At 47.7% G+C, this 15,452-nt stretch carries 5 protein-coding genes; 3 read left to right on the top strand and 2 right to left on the bottom strand.

Annotation, left to right across the window (positions count from 1 at the left end):
* Positions 1-186: 186 nt before the first annotated feature.
* Positions 187-7,164, bottom strand: coding sequence for an SdrD B-like domain-containing protein (locus FJQ58_RS22225; protein ID WP_162341677.1), 6,978 nt, complete (start codon positions 7,162-7,164; stop codon positions 187-189).
* 515 nt (positions 7,165-7,679) lie between these two features.
* On the opposite strand from FJQ58_RS22225, the gene FJQ58_RS22230 reads away from it, so the two are divergent.
* The 3 genes from FJQ58_RS22230 (at position 7,680) to uvrA (ending at position 13,948) form a co-directional block, all read left to right on the top strand.
* A complete protein-coding gene (locus FJQ58_RS22230; RefSeq protein WP_139996989.1) occupies positions 7,680-8,831 on the top strand; it encodes a response regulator in 1,152 nt (383 codons plus the stop codon).
* Positions 8,832-9,051: 220 nt separating this feature from the next.
* The gene (gene uvrB / locus FJQ58_RS22235) at positions 9,052-11,052 is read left to right on the top strand and encodes an excinuclease ABC subunit UvrB (protein ID WP_139996990.1); all 2,001 of its coding nucleotides are present in this window, start codon (positions 9,052-9,054) and stop codon (positions 11,050-11,052) included.
* 16 nt (positions 11,053-11,068) lie between these two features.
* The gene (uvrA, locus tag FJQ58_RS22240; protein WP_139996991.1) at positions 11,069-13,948 is read left to right on the top strand and encodes an excinuclease ABC subunit UvrA; all 2,880 of its coding nucleotides are present in this window, start codon (positions 11,069-11,071) and stop codon (positions 13,946-13,948) included.
* Positions 13,949-14,026: 78 nt separating this feature from the next.
* On the opposite strand, the gene FJQ58_RS22245 is transcribed toward uvrA, so the two are convergent.
* Positions 14,027-15,046 (bottom strand): DUF7309 domain-containing protein, encoded by a 1,020-nt coding sequence (locus FJQ58_RS22245; RefSeq protein ID WP_139996992.1) that lies wholly within the window; start codon positions 15,044-15,046, stop codon positions 14,027-14,029.
* Positions 15,047-15,452: the final 406 nt, after the last annotated feature.

Consider the following 15,452-nt stretch of genomic DNA (forward strand, 5'->3'; position numbering starts at 1 on the left):
GGACAGTACTGCCACAGAGTATGTTGAATAAAAGCTGTGAAAAGATAAAAAAGCCCGTTGAACGAATTCGTTCAACGGGCTTTTTGCAATATAGGAAAGTAGATCATTTTGCTATTCATTCCCTATACTTCTCGGAATGAAACGCGCCACGCCGCCAAAGGACGGCGATGGCCGTTTCACCTTACCTTACATTTTTCTGCGTTTAAAGCCAAGTGCTGCGCCTAGCAGAATGAAAGCAAATCCGAGGAGCTGCATAAGCAGATAGCTCTGCTCGCCGGTCTTCGGAAGCGTAGTAACTGGAGGCGTGCTGCTGTCTACACCGCCAAGAGGTACTTCGACATCAATTTCAAAGAAGATCTCTTCTTCATTTCCGTCTTTGTCTTTCACAATGATGGAGAACTTGTCTTTGCCGGTGTAGCCAGGGTTAGGAGTATACACCCATTTGCCGTTTTCGTCGATCGTAACAACGCCATGCTCTGGCTTTTGGCCGACGCTTGGTTTGCTGTCTTTTGGAACATCGACGCTGCCTTCAACAGGCTTGTCCTGCTCAGTTGTTTCGTGCTCAACCGGCGGCTGGCTAGGCTGCGGTTTAGTTGGTTCTTCCGTCTCTCCAGGAATCTCAGGATCAACAGGATCAGGTCCTGGCGTTACCGGAGGAAGCACTGGAGGAGGAGTAGTAGGAATGACAGGTGGGTTAGGCGTAAAGTACAAGCCTAAATCAATCGTCAAATCTTCCCATCCGTTAGGAGCACTCTCTCCAATGATGATGGCTTCGGTATAGCCGTCTACCCGTTTGTTTGAATCGTTTGCAGGCGTAGTTCCGTCCGCTTCAGCATAGGTAGCCATATGGCCGGCTGGAATAACGAATTGGACATAGTATTGCCCGCCTATCAATTGATCGAACAAGTAGTAGCCTGGCTTTCCGCTTGCATCATCTTTTGTTCTGGTTTCTGTAATGAATGTTTTGTTAGCATCATACAGTTTGACCCAAACATCGTTCATTCCACGGTTGTCAGCTTCATCCTGTTTGCCGTTGGTGTTGGAATCAAACCATACGTAGTTACCGATCTTGCCTTTGGCAATCAAGCCTAAATCGATACTATGGTCGATCCAACCAGCGGCGTGACCAATGGTTATTACAGATGTGATGCCTAGTGTATCGGTTGTGTTAGAATCAAGAGCTTCATCCGAGCCTTTGCCAGCAGTTGTCTTTTCGTAATCAACAGGAAGGACGAATTGAACGTAATAATCGCCTTCGCGCAGATTTTCAAAAAGATAGTAGCCAGCTTTTCCGGTTTTGTCATTTGCGGTAGTGGTTACAGCAAATGGCGTTCCGGAAGCATTGTCTTTGAATAGTCTTACTTCAATGCCATTAATGCCTTGTGCTTCATTTTCATTTTGTATGCCGTCACGGTTCAGATCCAGCCATACATAATTACCGATCTCGCCTTTGGCAATCAGGCCCAAATCAATGCTGGCATCAATCCAGCCCGCCGCTTCACCGATTTCGATTTTTGCAGTGGTGTGGGTACCGTCTGTTGCATTGGAATCGGTGCCGTCATTATCGCCGCTTTCCGCTTTCGTTTTCTCATAGTCAGTCGGCAGAACGAATTGTACGTAGTAGTCGCCTTCAAGCAGTTCTTTAAAGCTGTAATAGCCAGGCTTGCCGGTAGTATCATTGGCTGTAGTCGTTACTGCAATCGGAGTTCCAGTAGGGGAATCCTTGTAGAGCTTGACTACGACGCCATTAATGCCATCTGACTCGTCTTCATTTTGAATGCCGTCACGATTGCGGTCATGCCACACATAATCGCCAAGGCGGCCGATACCGATTAATCCTAAATCAATGGTTAGGTCATGCCAGCCATTAGGAGCCGTCGCGCCTATGGAAATAACACTTGTAAAGCCATCAACAGTCGGATTAGAATCGTTAGCGCTCGTAGTGCCTGCTGCGCCAGCCTTAGTTAGATCAAAGATAGTTGGCACTTCGAATTTCACGAAGTAGTTGCCGCTTGTAAGCTGCTCGAATAAGTAGTAGCCAGGCTTGCCGGAAGCATCGTTAGCCGTTACGGTCTCTTCAAGGAGCTCCTTGTTTTGATCGTAAAGCTTCACTTTGATACCATTGACGCCGTCTTGCTCATCCTCATCTTGCTTGCCGTTGCTGTCCCGATCAATCCAAACGTAGTTGCCGATCGTTCCTTTGGCAACTAATCCGAGGTCAATCGTGTGATCAACCCAGCGAGTGGATTCCCCAATAACGATTTGCTGCGTTATTCCGTTGTTGTTCGTTACATTGGAATCGGTTCCTGATCCAGCGGTTGTTCCTTCGATCGTTTTCTCGTAATCGTCAGGAATAACAAATTGTACGAAATAGTTGCCCGAAAGCAAGTGGTCGAACAGGTAGTATCCAGGTTTTCCATTACTATCATTAGCAGTGGTTGCCGTTGCAATGGGTATGCCTGACGTATTGTCTTTGTACAATTTCACTTGAATCCCATTGATGCCGTCTTTTTCGTTCTCATCCTGAATTCCGTTGCGGTTGCGATCGAGCCACACATAGTTGCCAATCTCACCACGAGGGTACAAGCCGAGGTCGATAGTCAGATCATCGGGCTGTGCGCTAGTAATGGTAATTAGATTCGTTTTGCCAGAAGCATCGATGGCATTGGAATCTAAGTCAGAAGTGGAACCTGATACTTCCGGCTTCGTTACCTCATAATCAGCAGGAACAATAAACTGGACCCGATAGCTTCCAAATGGCAAACCTTTGAAAATGTAATGACCGGCTTTGCCGTCTTTCTCTCTCGTATACGTCTGTGACACGAGGGTATTGGAGCTGTCGAACAGCTTGACTATAATGCCATTAATGCCGTTTTCTCCTGCATCCTGAATGCCATCCTCGTTGCGATCGAACCACACATAATCCCCGATTGAACCGCGTGCATCGGTAGTAACCGGAATTTCATGAGTATCCGTAACCGGTGGCGTTTCATCCGGGTCGGCCGTAACGATGTTAATGATGGACGTAGCTGCCACATCTGCAGCAGTCAGTTGGTACGGGTACGTAATTTCAATTGATTTACCGGAAGCTAGCGATGGGATCGCAGGTATACTGGAAACCTTCGTATCCGTAATGACAATGTTCGTCAATTCGCTGCTGCCTGTGTTGGTTACCGTAACAAGGTAATCAATCCAATCTCCTTCATCGAAGCTTGAAGCTGAAGTTCTGCTGCTTGATTTCTCGACTTTTACGGCGGCAGTAGGGATGCTTGCTTCGTCTTCGAGCGGTTCTTTGGATTCATTGTAGTAAATCGTTGCTTTGTTATCCAAATCCGTTAAGTCGAAATCATCTGCTGTAACGGTATAAGTGCCTTCGAGCTCGATTTCGCCGCCAGGCGAAAGGTTCTTCACGATGACATATGGCGTCGATCCAGCATTACTCACGCTTGAAATGATATCAGGGCGGGAGTGGGTATTGCCGTTTATTGAAATGGAAGTACCGTTATACGTCAGTTTGTTGAAAGCAAAGCCTGTTTGCGCACGGTCCAGTTCATCCTGTACTTTAATGTTATGCAGGGTAACGGTGGACGTGTTCTTAAAGTTGATTTTGTAATTGACCTGATTGCCCACAACGACATAGCTTTGGGAAGGCGCTGCAGTGGAGCTGCCTTTCGCTACGCTGGTAATCGACTTATCGATGGATGCTGATGGATAAGACGGTACGGTTGGACCGGCTTCAATCAGGCCTAGGTCAATCGTATAATTTTTGATTTTGTCAGCGGACAAAACATCGATTGTAATCGAGTCCGTGCGGTATGGGGTGTAACCATCCGCTGTTGCCAGTTTGGTAACCTTATTGGAATCGGTGTTATCGATATGCGTTGGATCTAATCCGGGAGTGTTCGCTACGGTCGGAGCATAATGTTCCGGCAGCACGAACTCAACCTCGTAATGACCGGTTGGCAAACCTTGGAATAAATAATAGCCAGGGCTTCCGGACTGGTCATATCCAGTAATCGTATCCTTAAACGGCGTGGCAGCTCCGTCTTTATAAAGGTTTACTTTAATGCCGTTGATACCGGCACTTTGTGAGTTATCGCCAGGGTATCCTTCATTTTGCAGGCCATCGCGGTTGCTGTCGAACCATACGAAGTTTCCGATTTCGCCAAGCGGCGCATGTTCGTCATTCGGGTGAACAAGGAAGCCTACTTTGTTTGGTTCCGCTGGCAGCATCGTTCTGCCGCTCGCAGCGCTTGTAGCTTGAATGGCGAAGGAGTTCCAGGCGACTTTACCTGATTCCGTACCTACCGGCGCATTCATTTCCCAATCAAGTACGATATAATCGCCAGCTGCTAAGTCTGAAGCGCCATCGCTGCCCTTGATATTCGTAATCTCAAAATAAAGGGACTGGATGTCGGTCAGATTATCGCCTGCAAAATTAGTCTGGTTGATCCAGCCGTTTCTGCTGCCGACGGCATTCGCAAAGTTAACGATGCTGCTTTTGTCTGACGACAGACTGTAAAATACGCGAAGATCATAGGTCACGGTTTTAACCGCTCCACCGTCTTCAGGCGTATAGGAGAACGTTTTGCCTGTGCCGGATTTTGGCGTTGTTGCTAGGTTTGGACGCCATTCGGAATTACGGTCCACATTCGAATTCGGGTGAACAGCTTTATCGCCGATGAATGGCAGGATATCGATTGCATCAATCTTCGATAACCGCGTGTTACCGCTGTTTTGAATAACCAGCTTATAATCTGCGGATCCGCCTTCATAGGTTGTGCTGAAACGTGGGAACTCTGTATATTCAGGCGTTCCTAACGTCCCATTGTCGAAAGGTGTGTAGGAAATCGATGGCGGGCCGCTGTAGCCTCCGGAATTGGCAACGTCGAAGATGGCAGGCAAATCGCCTTTGTTCCATTTAGTCGACTTGACAATAGCGGCTAGGCCGACAGTGACTGGAGCATTCGCATCGACATAATAGTGCTCAACCGGATCGCTTGCGTTTGGTTTGAATTGCAGCGTCGTACCTGAACGGTCTGGATTAGCTGCTGCCCATGCTGGGAAACCAAGCGGGCTAAACTGATTTTTGTTGCCGTCATGCCAGAACTGGGTAGTCGCGTCAGCCGTTGTTGCAAATACTTTGTTGAGATAGCTGACCGAACCGCCAGAAGGCAAAGCGCCGGAGCGAACTTTTCCTTTGTAAGTAATCGTTAAGCTGGTGCCTGGATCTAAGGACAAGCCGCTTGGCCATGACCATTTGACTAGAGCCCGTCCATTCACATCAGCAAGCTTGACTAGGGTTGGATTAGCTGCGCCAGAAGGCAAGCCCGTGATCGTAAATGAATTGGCTAGAGCCGTTACGAGATTTGTTTGCTTTGGATCCGTGTAATAATCGAAATCCTGAGGCAGCAAATCGTAAATGACTGGATCTACCCATGGGCCTGTCGCGTCTATCTTATTGCCCACCGTCAGTGAGAATGGAACTTCGCTTAACGGGAAGAAGGTGCCGCCGCCTGGTTGGCTTTTAGATGCTGTCAACCAAGGTTTTGGTTCATTGATCTTAAAAATGGCTACAGCCGTAGCAGGTATCTGTGCTGTATATGTCCAGTTGCCTGGCGTCGGTTGAGTCAAGGCCTCATAAGTGACAACCGCACAGTTTTTGATGGTATCGCCTTGGTTAACTGCGGAGTCGGCGTTAGGAATTGCTGCTGCTCCACATGCTGTGTTTTCGCTAGATCGGATTCCTGTAGCTGTATCCAGCACCAAGCCGCGCAGCTCTACGCCGCCGATCGTCTGGTTTACCGGAAGCGAATCAAAGGTCCAGGAAACGCTGACTAGCGAATCGCCAGTCGGTACGTTGAGATCAGAACCGTTTCCGACCGTAAGTTGTTTATTAGGCGTTGCTTTCTCCAATGTGGTGCCATTGCTGTTTGGAGTTATCGTTGTTACTCCGCCGTTCTTTAATGTATAAGTGAAGGAAGTCCATTGGCGGTTAGGCATTTTTAAGTACGTGTACTGAAGCTCGGAAGGAAGTGTATCCGTAAGAACAATATTCCGCAGCTCGGAGTTTGCTCCGTTAGCTGAGTTTGTAATACCGCCTATCGTGAACCGTTGCTCTTGGCCATGCCAGCGATAATCGTAAGTACGGTTCTTGGTGACTTGTCCTCCTCCGGAGACTGGAGGCCCGAATTTCGTATCGATAGATGCATTCGGATTCGTTACTTCGCCCTCAATAGGGCCTTCAATCGTATACTGTGTTATTGCAAGATTGTTTGTTGTATTAACAGCTCCTGCCCAGCCTAATGTAGGAGGGTAAGAAAGCTTAACGCGAGCCTCGAACTTTTGACCGGAATCCAATCGCGGAATAACCCATGTAATCGTATGGTTGACATTATCGATCACAGGAGTGATCGACGGGCCGGCTACTGGCGTAATATCCGCAAGAGTTACCGTTGCTTGCGATGGATAAGAATCCACAAGAGTAATGTTTGTGAGTGCACCTGCCGGTGTTACATTGCCTTTCTGGACAGCGTTAATCCCGACATTGTAATGGACTGAACCGCCAACAATCGCAACGCCGCTCGCATAGCCGGTGTCTTGTGTTTTAAAGGCAGCCCATTTATCATAAGTCGACTGAACAGGCGTAGGCGTGGCTGTTGGCGCCGGTGTAGGCGATGGCGTTGCATCTGCCGCGACGGTTACCGTAGCGCTGGCCGAACTAATGTTGCCGCTGGAAGCTTCAGTTGCGGTTGCCGTATTGATTTTATCTACCGGCGAATTGGTATACGTATTGCCGACCTTCACTTCAATTTCAATTTCCAGGGAATCGCCGGGGTTGAAAGTGCGGTTTAGGGTGACTGTATTCCCGGTGAAGCTTGCCCCGGTCGTGTTTAAAATGGTGAACGGAGCTGGAACGATATCTTTAATTACCAAGTCCTTGCTCAGCCCAACCGTACTGGAGAGCTCAATTTGAATATAGTAAGTAAAGGTATCTCCGACATTGACATTGGTTTTGCTTGCGGATTTTGTTATCGTTAGTCCATCAACCGGTGTAGCCGCCATTGCTGGCGATGCAAAGGGCAGTAATGCTGTTTGCAGCAGCAAGGCGAACAACAGGATGAGGGGGACCATACGGCCTCTCCGCAATTTCTGTAATAGCATGGTTTCTTTCTTCATTCCTTTCGATCTGTTTTCACGTTTACGTGAAGCAGGAAGACGCGTCGTTCCAAAAGAACGGGATTAACCTATGATCAGCCTCCTTATTCTAGTCAACCGCTGGATAAGTTAGAGGATTGCCAGTGGGTATGCGGCAAGAACATGATAATATCAGCATCGTGCCAGCTGGTTCACTTATCGGCAAAGTAATAAACGCCGTATAATAGCTTGCGGCCTGCTCGCTTCGCAAATAAATTTAGCAAGCTGCACGGATCCTGTAACAAAATGTAACAAGTGCAACTGATCTTTTTTTGAACAAACATTGCTAATTCTCGTCAGAATGCAACAAGATTTGTCTTTGTTCGCATCATGACTATTGTATTAATGGGAACTATACATTTTCTGAACAATCTTCGCGGGAACAGGTATAATAGAGGGATAGGGCATAATCGTTTGTTCGGACGACGCCGATATGAGATATAATTTAGGAACGATATGAAGCTAATATAGGAGTGAAGCAAGTGAAGCTGCTTTTAGTTGATGATGAAAGACTGGCGCTCGTACAGCTTGAGCGCATGCTCCGCCAGTCGACTGGGCTGACGTCAATTGAAACCTATCAAAATCCGGTACAGGCGGTGGAGCGGGCAAGCGTGCTGATGCCGGATGTTGTATTTCTGGATATCCACATGCCTGAAATAAGCGGCATTCAAGCAGCTGAGCTTATTCAGACGGTCTGTCCGCAAGCCCATATCGTGTTTGTAACCGCTCATGATGAATATGCGATTCAAGCTTTTGAGCTGAATGCGATCGATTATGTGTTGAAGCCGGTGCAAACTGCACGTATTCAGAAAACGCTGGAGCGGTTAATGAAGCGCAAGGGCGTTCAAGCGGCACCTGAAGCTCCTGTGAAGAGCACGGAAATGATATATTGCTTCAAAATGCTCCGCTTCCAGACGAATGGCCAGCCGGCCGAGCTGCCTAAGTGGCGTACCGCCAAAGCGCAGGAGCTCTTTGCCTATCTGCTCCATCATCGCGGCCAGATTGTTCATAAATCGACGCTACTAGAGTTGTTTTTTCCTGAGATGGATATGAAGCGGGCGATGACTCAGCTATATACGGCTATCTACCAAATCAGGCAATGCATTCAAAAATCAAATCTAACGATTGTTATTCAAAATACGAGCATTCAGGAAGGTTACATCCTTGAGATCGGGCAGGTGGCGTTGGACACCGAACGGTGGGAACGGGAACTGGAAAATCTAATGGGGCCTGTAGCGGAGCACTATGACCGCGCGATTCAACTGTTAGAGGATTATGAAGGACATTATCTTCAGGACCATGGATATATATGGGCCGAGCATGAGAGAGAGCGCCTTCGCCAGCTTTGGCTGAGTCTGGCAAGGCAGGTGGCCGCTTACGATCTGGAACGTCCAGAAAAATGGAGCGAAGCTTTGCAATTATATGAAAGAATACAAACCATTGATCCATATAATGAGACAGAGGGTCTTCTCGTGATGAAGCTTTATGATGAATTAGGTCATTTTGACAAAGTGACAGCTTATTACGAGCGGCTGCTGCTAACGATGGAGAATGAGCTCGGACTCGTCGTTCCGCAGCCAGTTGAAGCTTGGTATGGCCAATGGAGCGAGAGAAGAATGAGCAAGGAACAGTAACAGTGAGCGCGCAAGTCGCAAAATCCGAAAATCTCGCAGCCTATCTCTTCTTGAGACAGGCTGCGGGATTTTTTTTATGTAAGGATCATTGCGTCGGTTGACAGTACACGGTATAATAAACGGGAACAAACATTCTTATTTTTAAAACACTACTGAAATGAAATTCATATAATTGACTATAATGATAAGAGCATTTCGAATAACGGAGGTGGATAGAGGCGTGAGTGAACTCGCAAAGGAAACGAAGCTGTTCGAATTGAAGTCAGACTATACGCCGCAAGGGGACCAGCCGAAGGCGATCGAGCAGCTTTTGGAAGGCATTAAGGCAGGAAAGAGGCATCAAACTCTGCTTGGGGCGACGGGTACGGGCAAAACCTACACGATTGCGAATATGGTGGAGAAGCTTAATCGGCCTACGCTCGTCATCGCGCACAATAAGACATTGGCTGCGCAGCTGTGCAGCGAATTCAAAAGTTTTTTTCCGGACAACGCGGTTGAATATTTTGTCAGCTACTATGATTACTACCAGCCGGAAGCTTATATCCCGTCATCGGATACCTTTATCGAGAAGGACTCCAGTATTAATGATGAAATAGATAAGCTTCGACATTCGGCGACAAGCTCGCTGTTCGATCGGCGCGACGTCATTATCGTTGCCAGCGTTTCTTGTATTTACGGTCTCGGATCTCCATCCGAATACGGAGGCATGGTGTTGTCGATGCGAGTCGGAATGGAAAAGTCTCGGGATACCATTTTGCATAAGCTAGTCGATATTCAATACCAGCGCAACGATATTAGCTTCACGAGGGGAACATTCCGTGTTCGTGGAGATATCGTGGAAATTTTCCCAGTTGCCAATAATGAACGTGCCATTCGCGTAGAGCTCTTTGGAGACGAGATTGAGCGTATATCGGAGATCGACGTGCTTACAGGCGAAATTATCGGCGAACGCGAACATATCGCTATTTTCCCGGCCTCCCACTTCGTGACCCAGGAAGAGACGATGAAAGTGGCGCTAATCAATATTGAACGGGAATTGGAGGAGCGGCTTGCCGAGCTGCGCGAGGCAGGTAAGCTGCTTGAAGCGCAAAGACTGGAGCAGCGTACACGCTACGACCTGGAAATGATGGCCGAGATGGGCTTTTGCTCCGGCATCGAGAACTATTCAGGACCGCTAACCTTTAGGGAGCGCGGCGCTACGCCTTATACATTGCTTGATTATTTCCCTGACGACATGGTTATTGTTATAGATGAGTCGCATGTATCCCTGCCGCAAATTCGGGCCATGTACAACGGTGACCGGGCTCGGAAGGAAATGCTTGTGAATCACGGATTCAGGCTGCCTTCGGCAATGGATAACCGGCCGCTGCGCTTCGAGGAGTTCGAGGCAAAGGCGAAGCAGCTGGTTTATGTGTCGGCTACCCCAGGTCCGTATGAGATTGAACATACGGACAAAATGATCGAGCAGATTATTAGGCCAACGGGTCTTATTGATCCGATTATCGAAGTACGCCCTACGAAAGGGCAAATTGATGATTTGTTAAACGAGATTCGTGACCGCATTGCCAAGGATGAGCGGGTGCTCGTTACGACGTTGACCAAGAAGATGTCAGAGGATCTGACGGATTATATGAAGGAGATTGGCATTAAGGTTCGCTACCTCCACTCCGATATCAAGACTCTAGAGCGGCTGGCTATTCTTCGTGACCTAAGGCTTGGCGTGTTCCATGTACTGATCGGCATTAACCTTTTGCGGGAAGGGCTGGATTTGCCGGAGGTATCGCTCGTATCGATTCTCGATGCGGATAAGGAAGGTTTCCTACGCTCTGATCGCGCGCTTATTCAGACCATTGGACGTGCGGCGAGGAACAGTGAAGGTCGCGTAATTATGTACGGGGACAAAATAACCGATTCGATGGACCGAGCGATCAAAGAAACAGAACGCCGTCGGACCATTCAACTGGCATACAATGAGAAGCATGGCATAACGCCGCAGACGATTCGCAAAAAAGTCCATGACGTCATCGAAGCTACGAAGGTGGCTGAACAGAAGGCGGATTACTTAACGGATGCAGGCGTCGGCAAGATGAACAAAAAAGATCGTTTGGCGCTGCTGCAGAAGCTGGAAGTAGAAATGAAGGATGCAGCAAAAAATCTTCAGTTCGAACGCGCAGCAGAGCTACGGGATGCGCTGCTTGAGCTGCGGGCAGAGATGGGCTAAGTAGGAGGAGAAAAGATTGGCTAGCGATAAAATCGTAATCAAGGGCGCACGTGCCCATAATTTAAAAAATATTGACGTTGTCATACCGCGCGACAAATTCGTCGTGTTAACAGGCCTTAGCGGTTCGGGTAAATCCTCACTGGCTTTTGACACCATCTATGCGGAAGGACAGCGTAGGTACGTGGAATCCTTATCGGCCTACGCTCGTCAGTTTTTAGGTCAAATGGAGAAGCCGGACGTCGATTCGATCGACGGTTTATCTCCGGCCATCTCGATTGACCAGAAGACGACAAGCCGGAATCCGCGGTCTACAGTAGGAACCGTAACGGAAATTTACGACTACTTGAGGCTGCTGTTTGCCCGTATCGGAAAACCGCATTGCCCGGAGCATGGCATTGAAATTACATCGCAGACCGTGGAGCAGATGGTTGACCGGATCATGGAATACCCCGAGAAAACCAAACTGCAAATCTTGGCTCCGCTTATTTCCGGCCGCAAGGGCGAGCATACCAAATTGCTTGCTGATATTCAGAAGCAAGGGTTCGTGCGCGTCCGGGTGAATGGCGAACTGCGTGAGCTGAGTGAAAAGATCGAGCTGGAGAAAAACAAAAAGCATAGCATTGAAGTAGTGGTTGACCGGATTGTAGTGAAATCAGACATTCAGACTCGCCTTGCGGATTCTTTGGAAACGGCGCTTAAGCTGTCAGAGGGCCGTGTTCTTGTAGATATTATTGATCAGGAAGAGCTGCTGTTCAGTTCGAATTTGGCTTGCCCGGAATGCGGCTTCAGCATTGAGGAGCTAGAGCCACGCATGTTTTCCTTCAACAGCCCTTACGGTGCTTGTCCGGATTGCGATGGCTTGGGCGTCAAGATGATCGTCGATCCCGAACTGCTCGTACCGGATATGAGCAAATCGGTTGAGAATGCTGCGTTTCTGGCTTGGGCAGGCAGCACGTCCAACTATTACCCGCAGTTTCTTAGCGCGGTATGCGTGCATTACGGCATTCCGCAGAACGTACCTGTCTCGGAGCTTAGCCAAGAGCAAATGAAGAAGATTCTTTATGGTACGGGAGGAGAGCGGGTTCGCTTCCTGTACGAAAATGATTTCGGCCACCGTAAGGAAGCGTTTGTTCCGTTCGAGGGTATCGTCCATAACCTGGAGCGGCGCTACCGCGATACGGCATCGGACATGATGCGTGAGCATATCGAGAATTATATGAGCGCTAAGCCATGCGCGGGCTGCAAAGGGCATCGCCTTCGCAAGGAGACCTTAGCTGTAACGATTAATACGCAAAATATTTCGCAAGTAACTTCGCTATCAATCGGTGATGCTCAGCGTTATTTTGATTCGCTTAAGCTTTCACAAAAGGAACTTGCGATTGCCAATCTGATTATGAAAGAAATCAACAGTCGACTAGGTTTCCTAGTTAACGTTGGCTTGGAATATTTATCGCTAAGCCGTGCTGCGGGCACTCTTTCCGGGGGGGAAGCGCAGCGGATCCGATTGGCTACTCAAATCGGCTCAAGCCTGATGGGCGTGCTTTATATTTTGGACGAGCCGAGCATAGGGTTGCATCAACGCGATAATGACCGATTGATCGAGACGCTGGAGCATATGCGCAACCTCGGCAACACTTTAATTGTAGTCGAGCATGACGAGGACACGATGCTTGCAGCCGACTATATTATCGACATCGGGCCTGGCGCCGGCATTCATGGAGGCATGGTTATTGCTGAAGGAACGCCGGAAGAGGTAATGGCGAATGAGAATTCGCTAACGGGTCAATACTTGAGCGGACGTAAGTTCATTGAAGTGCCTGCCGTTCGCCGAAAAACCAATGAGAAGTGGTTAGAGGTACGTGGCGCTAAGGAGAACAACCTGAGAAACGTGAATGTGAAGATTCCGCTTGGCGTTTTCTCGGCGGTCACGGGTGTTTCAGGCTCCGGCAAATCAACCTTTGTTAATGAAATTCTCTATAAGACGCTCGCGCGTGATTTGAACAAGGCCAAGACACGTCCTGGTCAATACAAAGAGCTGCGCGGCATTGAGCACTTAGAGAAGGTTATCGACATTGACCAATCGCCGATTGGCCGAACGCCAAGATCAAACCCGGCGACGTATACCGGCGTGTTTGATGATATTCGTGATTTATATTCCAATACGAATGAATCAAAGGTACGCGGGTACAAAAAAGGCAGATTCAGCTTTAACGTCAAGGGCGGCCGCTGTGAGGCATGCCGAGGTGACGGCATTATCAAAATCGAAATGCACTTCTTGCCAGACGTCTATGTGCCTTGCGAAATTTGCAAAGGCAAGCGCTATAACCGCGAGACGCTGGAAGTGAAATATAAAGGGAAAAACATTGCAGAAGTTCTGGATATGACGATTGAAGACAGCTGTCTCTTCTTCGAGAATATCCCAAGAGTGCATCGGAAAGTACAAACGCTGCTTGATGTAGGACTTGGCTACATGAAGCTTGGGCAGCCAGCCACGACCTTGTCTGGCGGCGAAGCGCAGCGTGTCAAGTTAGCGGCTGAGCTGTATCGCCGTTCCACAGGCAAAACATTGTACATCTTGGATGAGCCAACCACAGGCTTGCATGTGCATGACATTGACCGATTGTTGACGGTCTTGCATCGGTTGGTTGATTCAGGTGAATCCGTCCTCGTTATTGAGCATAATCTGGACGTTATTAAAACAGCGGACTATCTAATTGATTTGGGACCAGAAGGTGGCAACGGCGGCGGTATGATTGTGGCAACTGGAACGCCAGAGCAGGTCATTAAGGTGGAGCAATCGTATACCGGTAAATATTTAAAGCCGATCCTAGAGCGTGACCGTGAACGGACGAATACATTGCATAAAGAGAAGCAGGTAGCGGCAGCAATGGAATAAGCGGAAAACAGCAGGCTGAGCGATCAGCCTGCTGTTTTTCTTGTTTCGTTAAGTTCGATCGCTCATAATTGCTGCTCGTTATCTGCCCATGCGATTAAATAATGAATCTTTGAAGTCGTCCATCATTAGCGGACCATTATAAGTAAAACATTTTAAATTAAAGCTTTCGATGACTTCGGATAATAAATCAAAGACTTTAGCATCATTAGCGACTAATTTGGCCGGCAGGAGCTTAGCGGTTTCCAGCAGCTCCAGCATTTTCTCAGGTACAATAGAAGCTGCTTCTTGCTGCTCGAATAAGTTCATCGAAATAATTTGATTGGAGTCCTGATCAATAACGGCAAAGATCATCGGATAATAGGGTCTGCCCTTATCCTCTACAGGAGAAGGCATGAAGAAACAACCGACTTCCCAGGTGCCGTTTGTTTTCTTGAGCGTTTTCTTCAGCTTGGCGAGCTGAAGCTCATTAAGTACGGAAGCAGTTTCGATGACTTGTTCCATCTTGTCTTCTTCGGGTACCAACCATTCGCTATTCCATTGCAGGCTTCCGTCGGCTTGAGCGGTTGCTATGCGAGTGAGCAGCTTCTCACCCTGAGGCTGTATATAGCTGTAAGCATCTTCAGGGGCAGCAATTGCGACTTGGATGACTTGCTCCAAAGCTGCGGTTAGGAAGAGAACGTCTTCAGCTTTCTCAAGAATCCAGGGATAATACCCGGGCTCATGAATTTTGAAGGCAGGCCAGGCATTGCGTCCACGATATTTTAGACCGAGCGATTTGATTTGTTTATACTCATCGGGATGCAAGTCCTCGCGGTCATCGAAGGAGAGCATTAGACAATGCTGAACAAATAGAGGATCATCATGCAATTCGCCATCGAGCATAGCGTAGATGGTATCCAAACCTCTCTTGCCTAAATATAGAGCCAAACCAAAAAGCTGGCCCCCAGCACCCATAATGCAGCAGTAGCCTGTTCTGCCAGTGTAAGGGTCTTTGACAGCAAAAATATCGCTATCTTTAAAGACGCTCCAAGGCGCAGCTGCTTTAAAGGCGTTTGCTGCTTCATATAAGTTTTTCCATTGCTCTTGTGTCGGTTGCATGTTAATCCTCCATTAATTTTGATTGATGAAAAGTTGTATTTGGATAAAAACCAAATTAATCGTTTTAAGATATATGTATATGTACAAAGATGTATCTAATTAATTTCTTGTATTTTCAAGGTTGTAAATAAACAAAAAACAAAGAATGAACATTATCTGTAGTGTGTGTATAGATGCATGAGTAAAAGATATTTTTGAATGCCATTCGTTATAGTTTTTGCCATAGATGGACATTTTATAATTAACCAACAAGAAACGATTCAGCCGTCCTCTGTTCGAGGGTGGCGATCCGTTTCTCACAGAAAGATAAGGCTGCTTTATGCTGTAAGGCTTATAAAGTCTTATATTTCAAAAAAAACGTGACAAACTTGTTACGAAATTCGATTCTTACTTGCGTCAGGAGCCA

The sequence above is a fragment of the Paenibacillus paridis genome, from assembly GCF_006345825.1.
Lineage (GTDB): Bacteria > Bacillota > Bacilli > Paenibacillales > Paenibacillaceae > Pristimantibacillus > Pristimantibacillus paridis.

Excerpts from the sequence above, each read along its gene's own strand:
- FJQ58_RS22245 (WP_139996992.1), bottom strand. The coding sequence starts at position 15,046 with ATGCAACCGACACAAGAGCAATGGAAAAACTTATATGAAGCAGCAAAC.
- FJQ58_RS22225 (WP_162341677.1), bottom strand. The coding sequence starts at position 7,164 with ATGCTATTACAGAAATTGCGGAGAGGCCGTATGGTCCCCCTCATCCTG.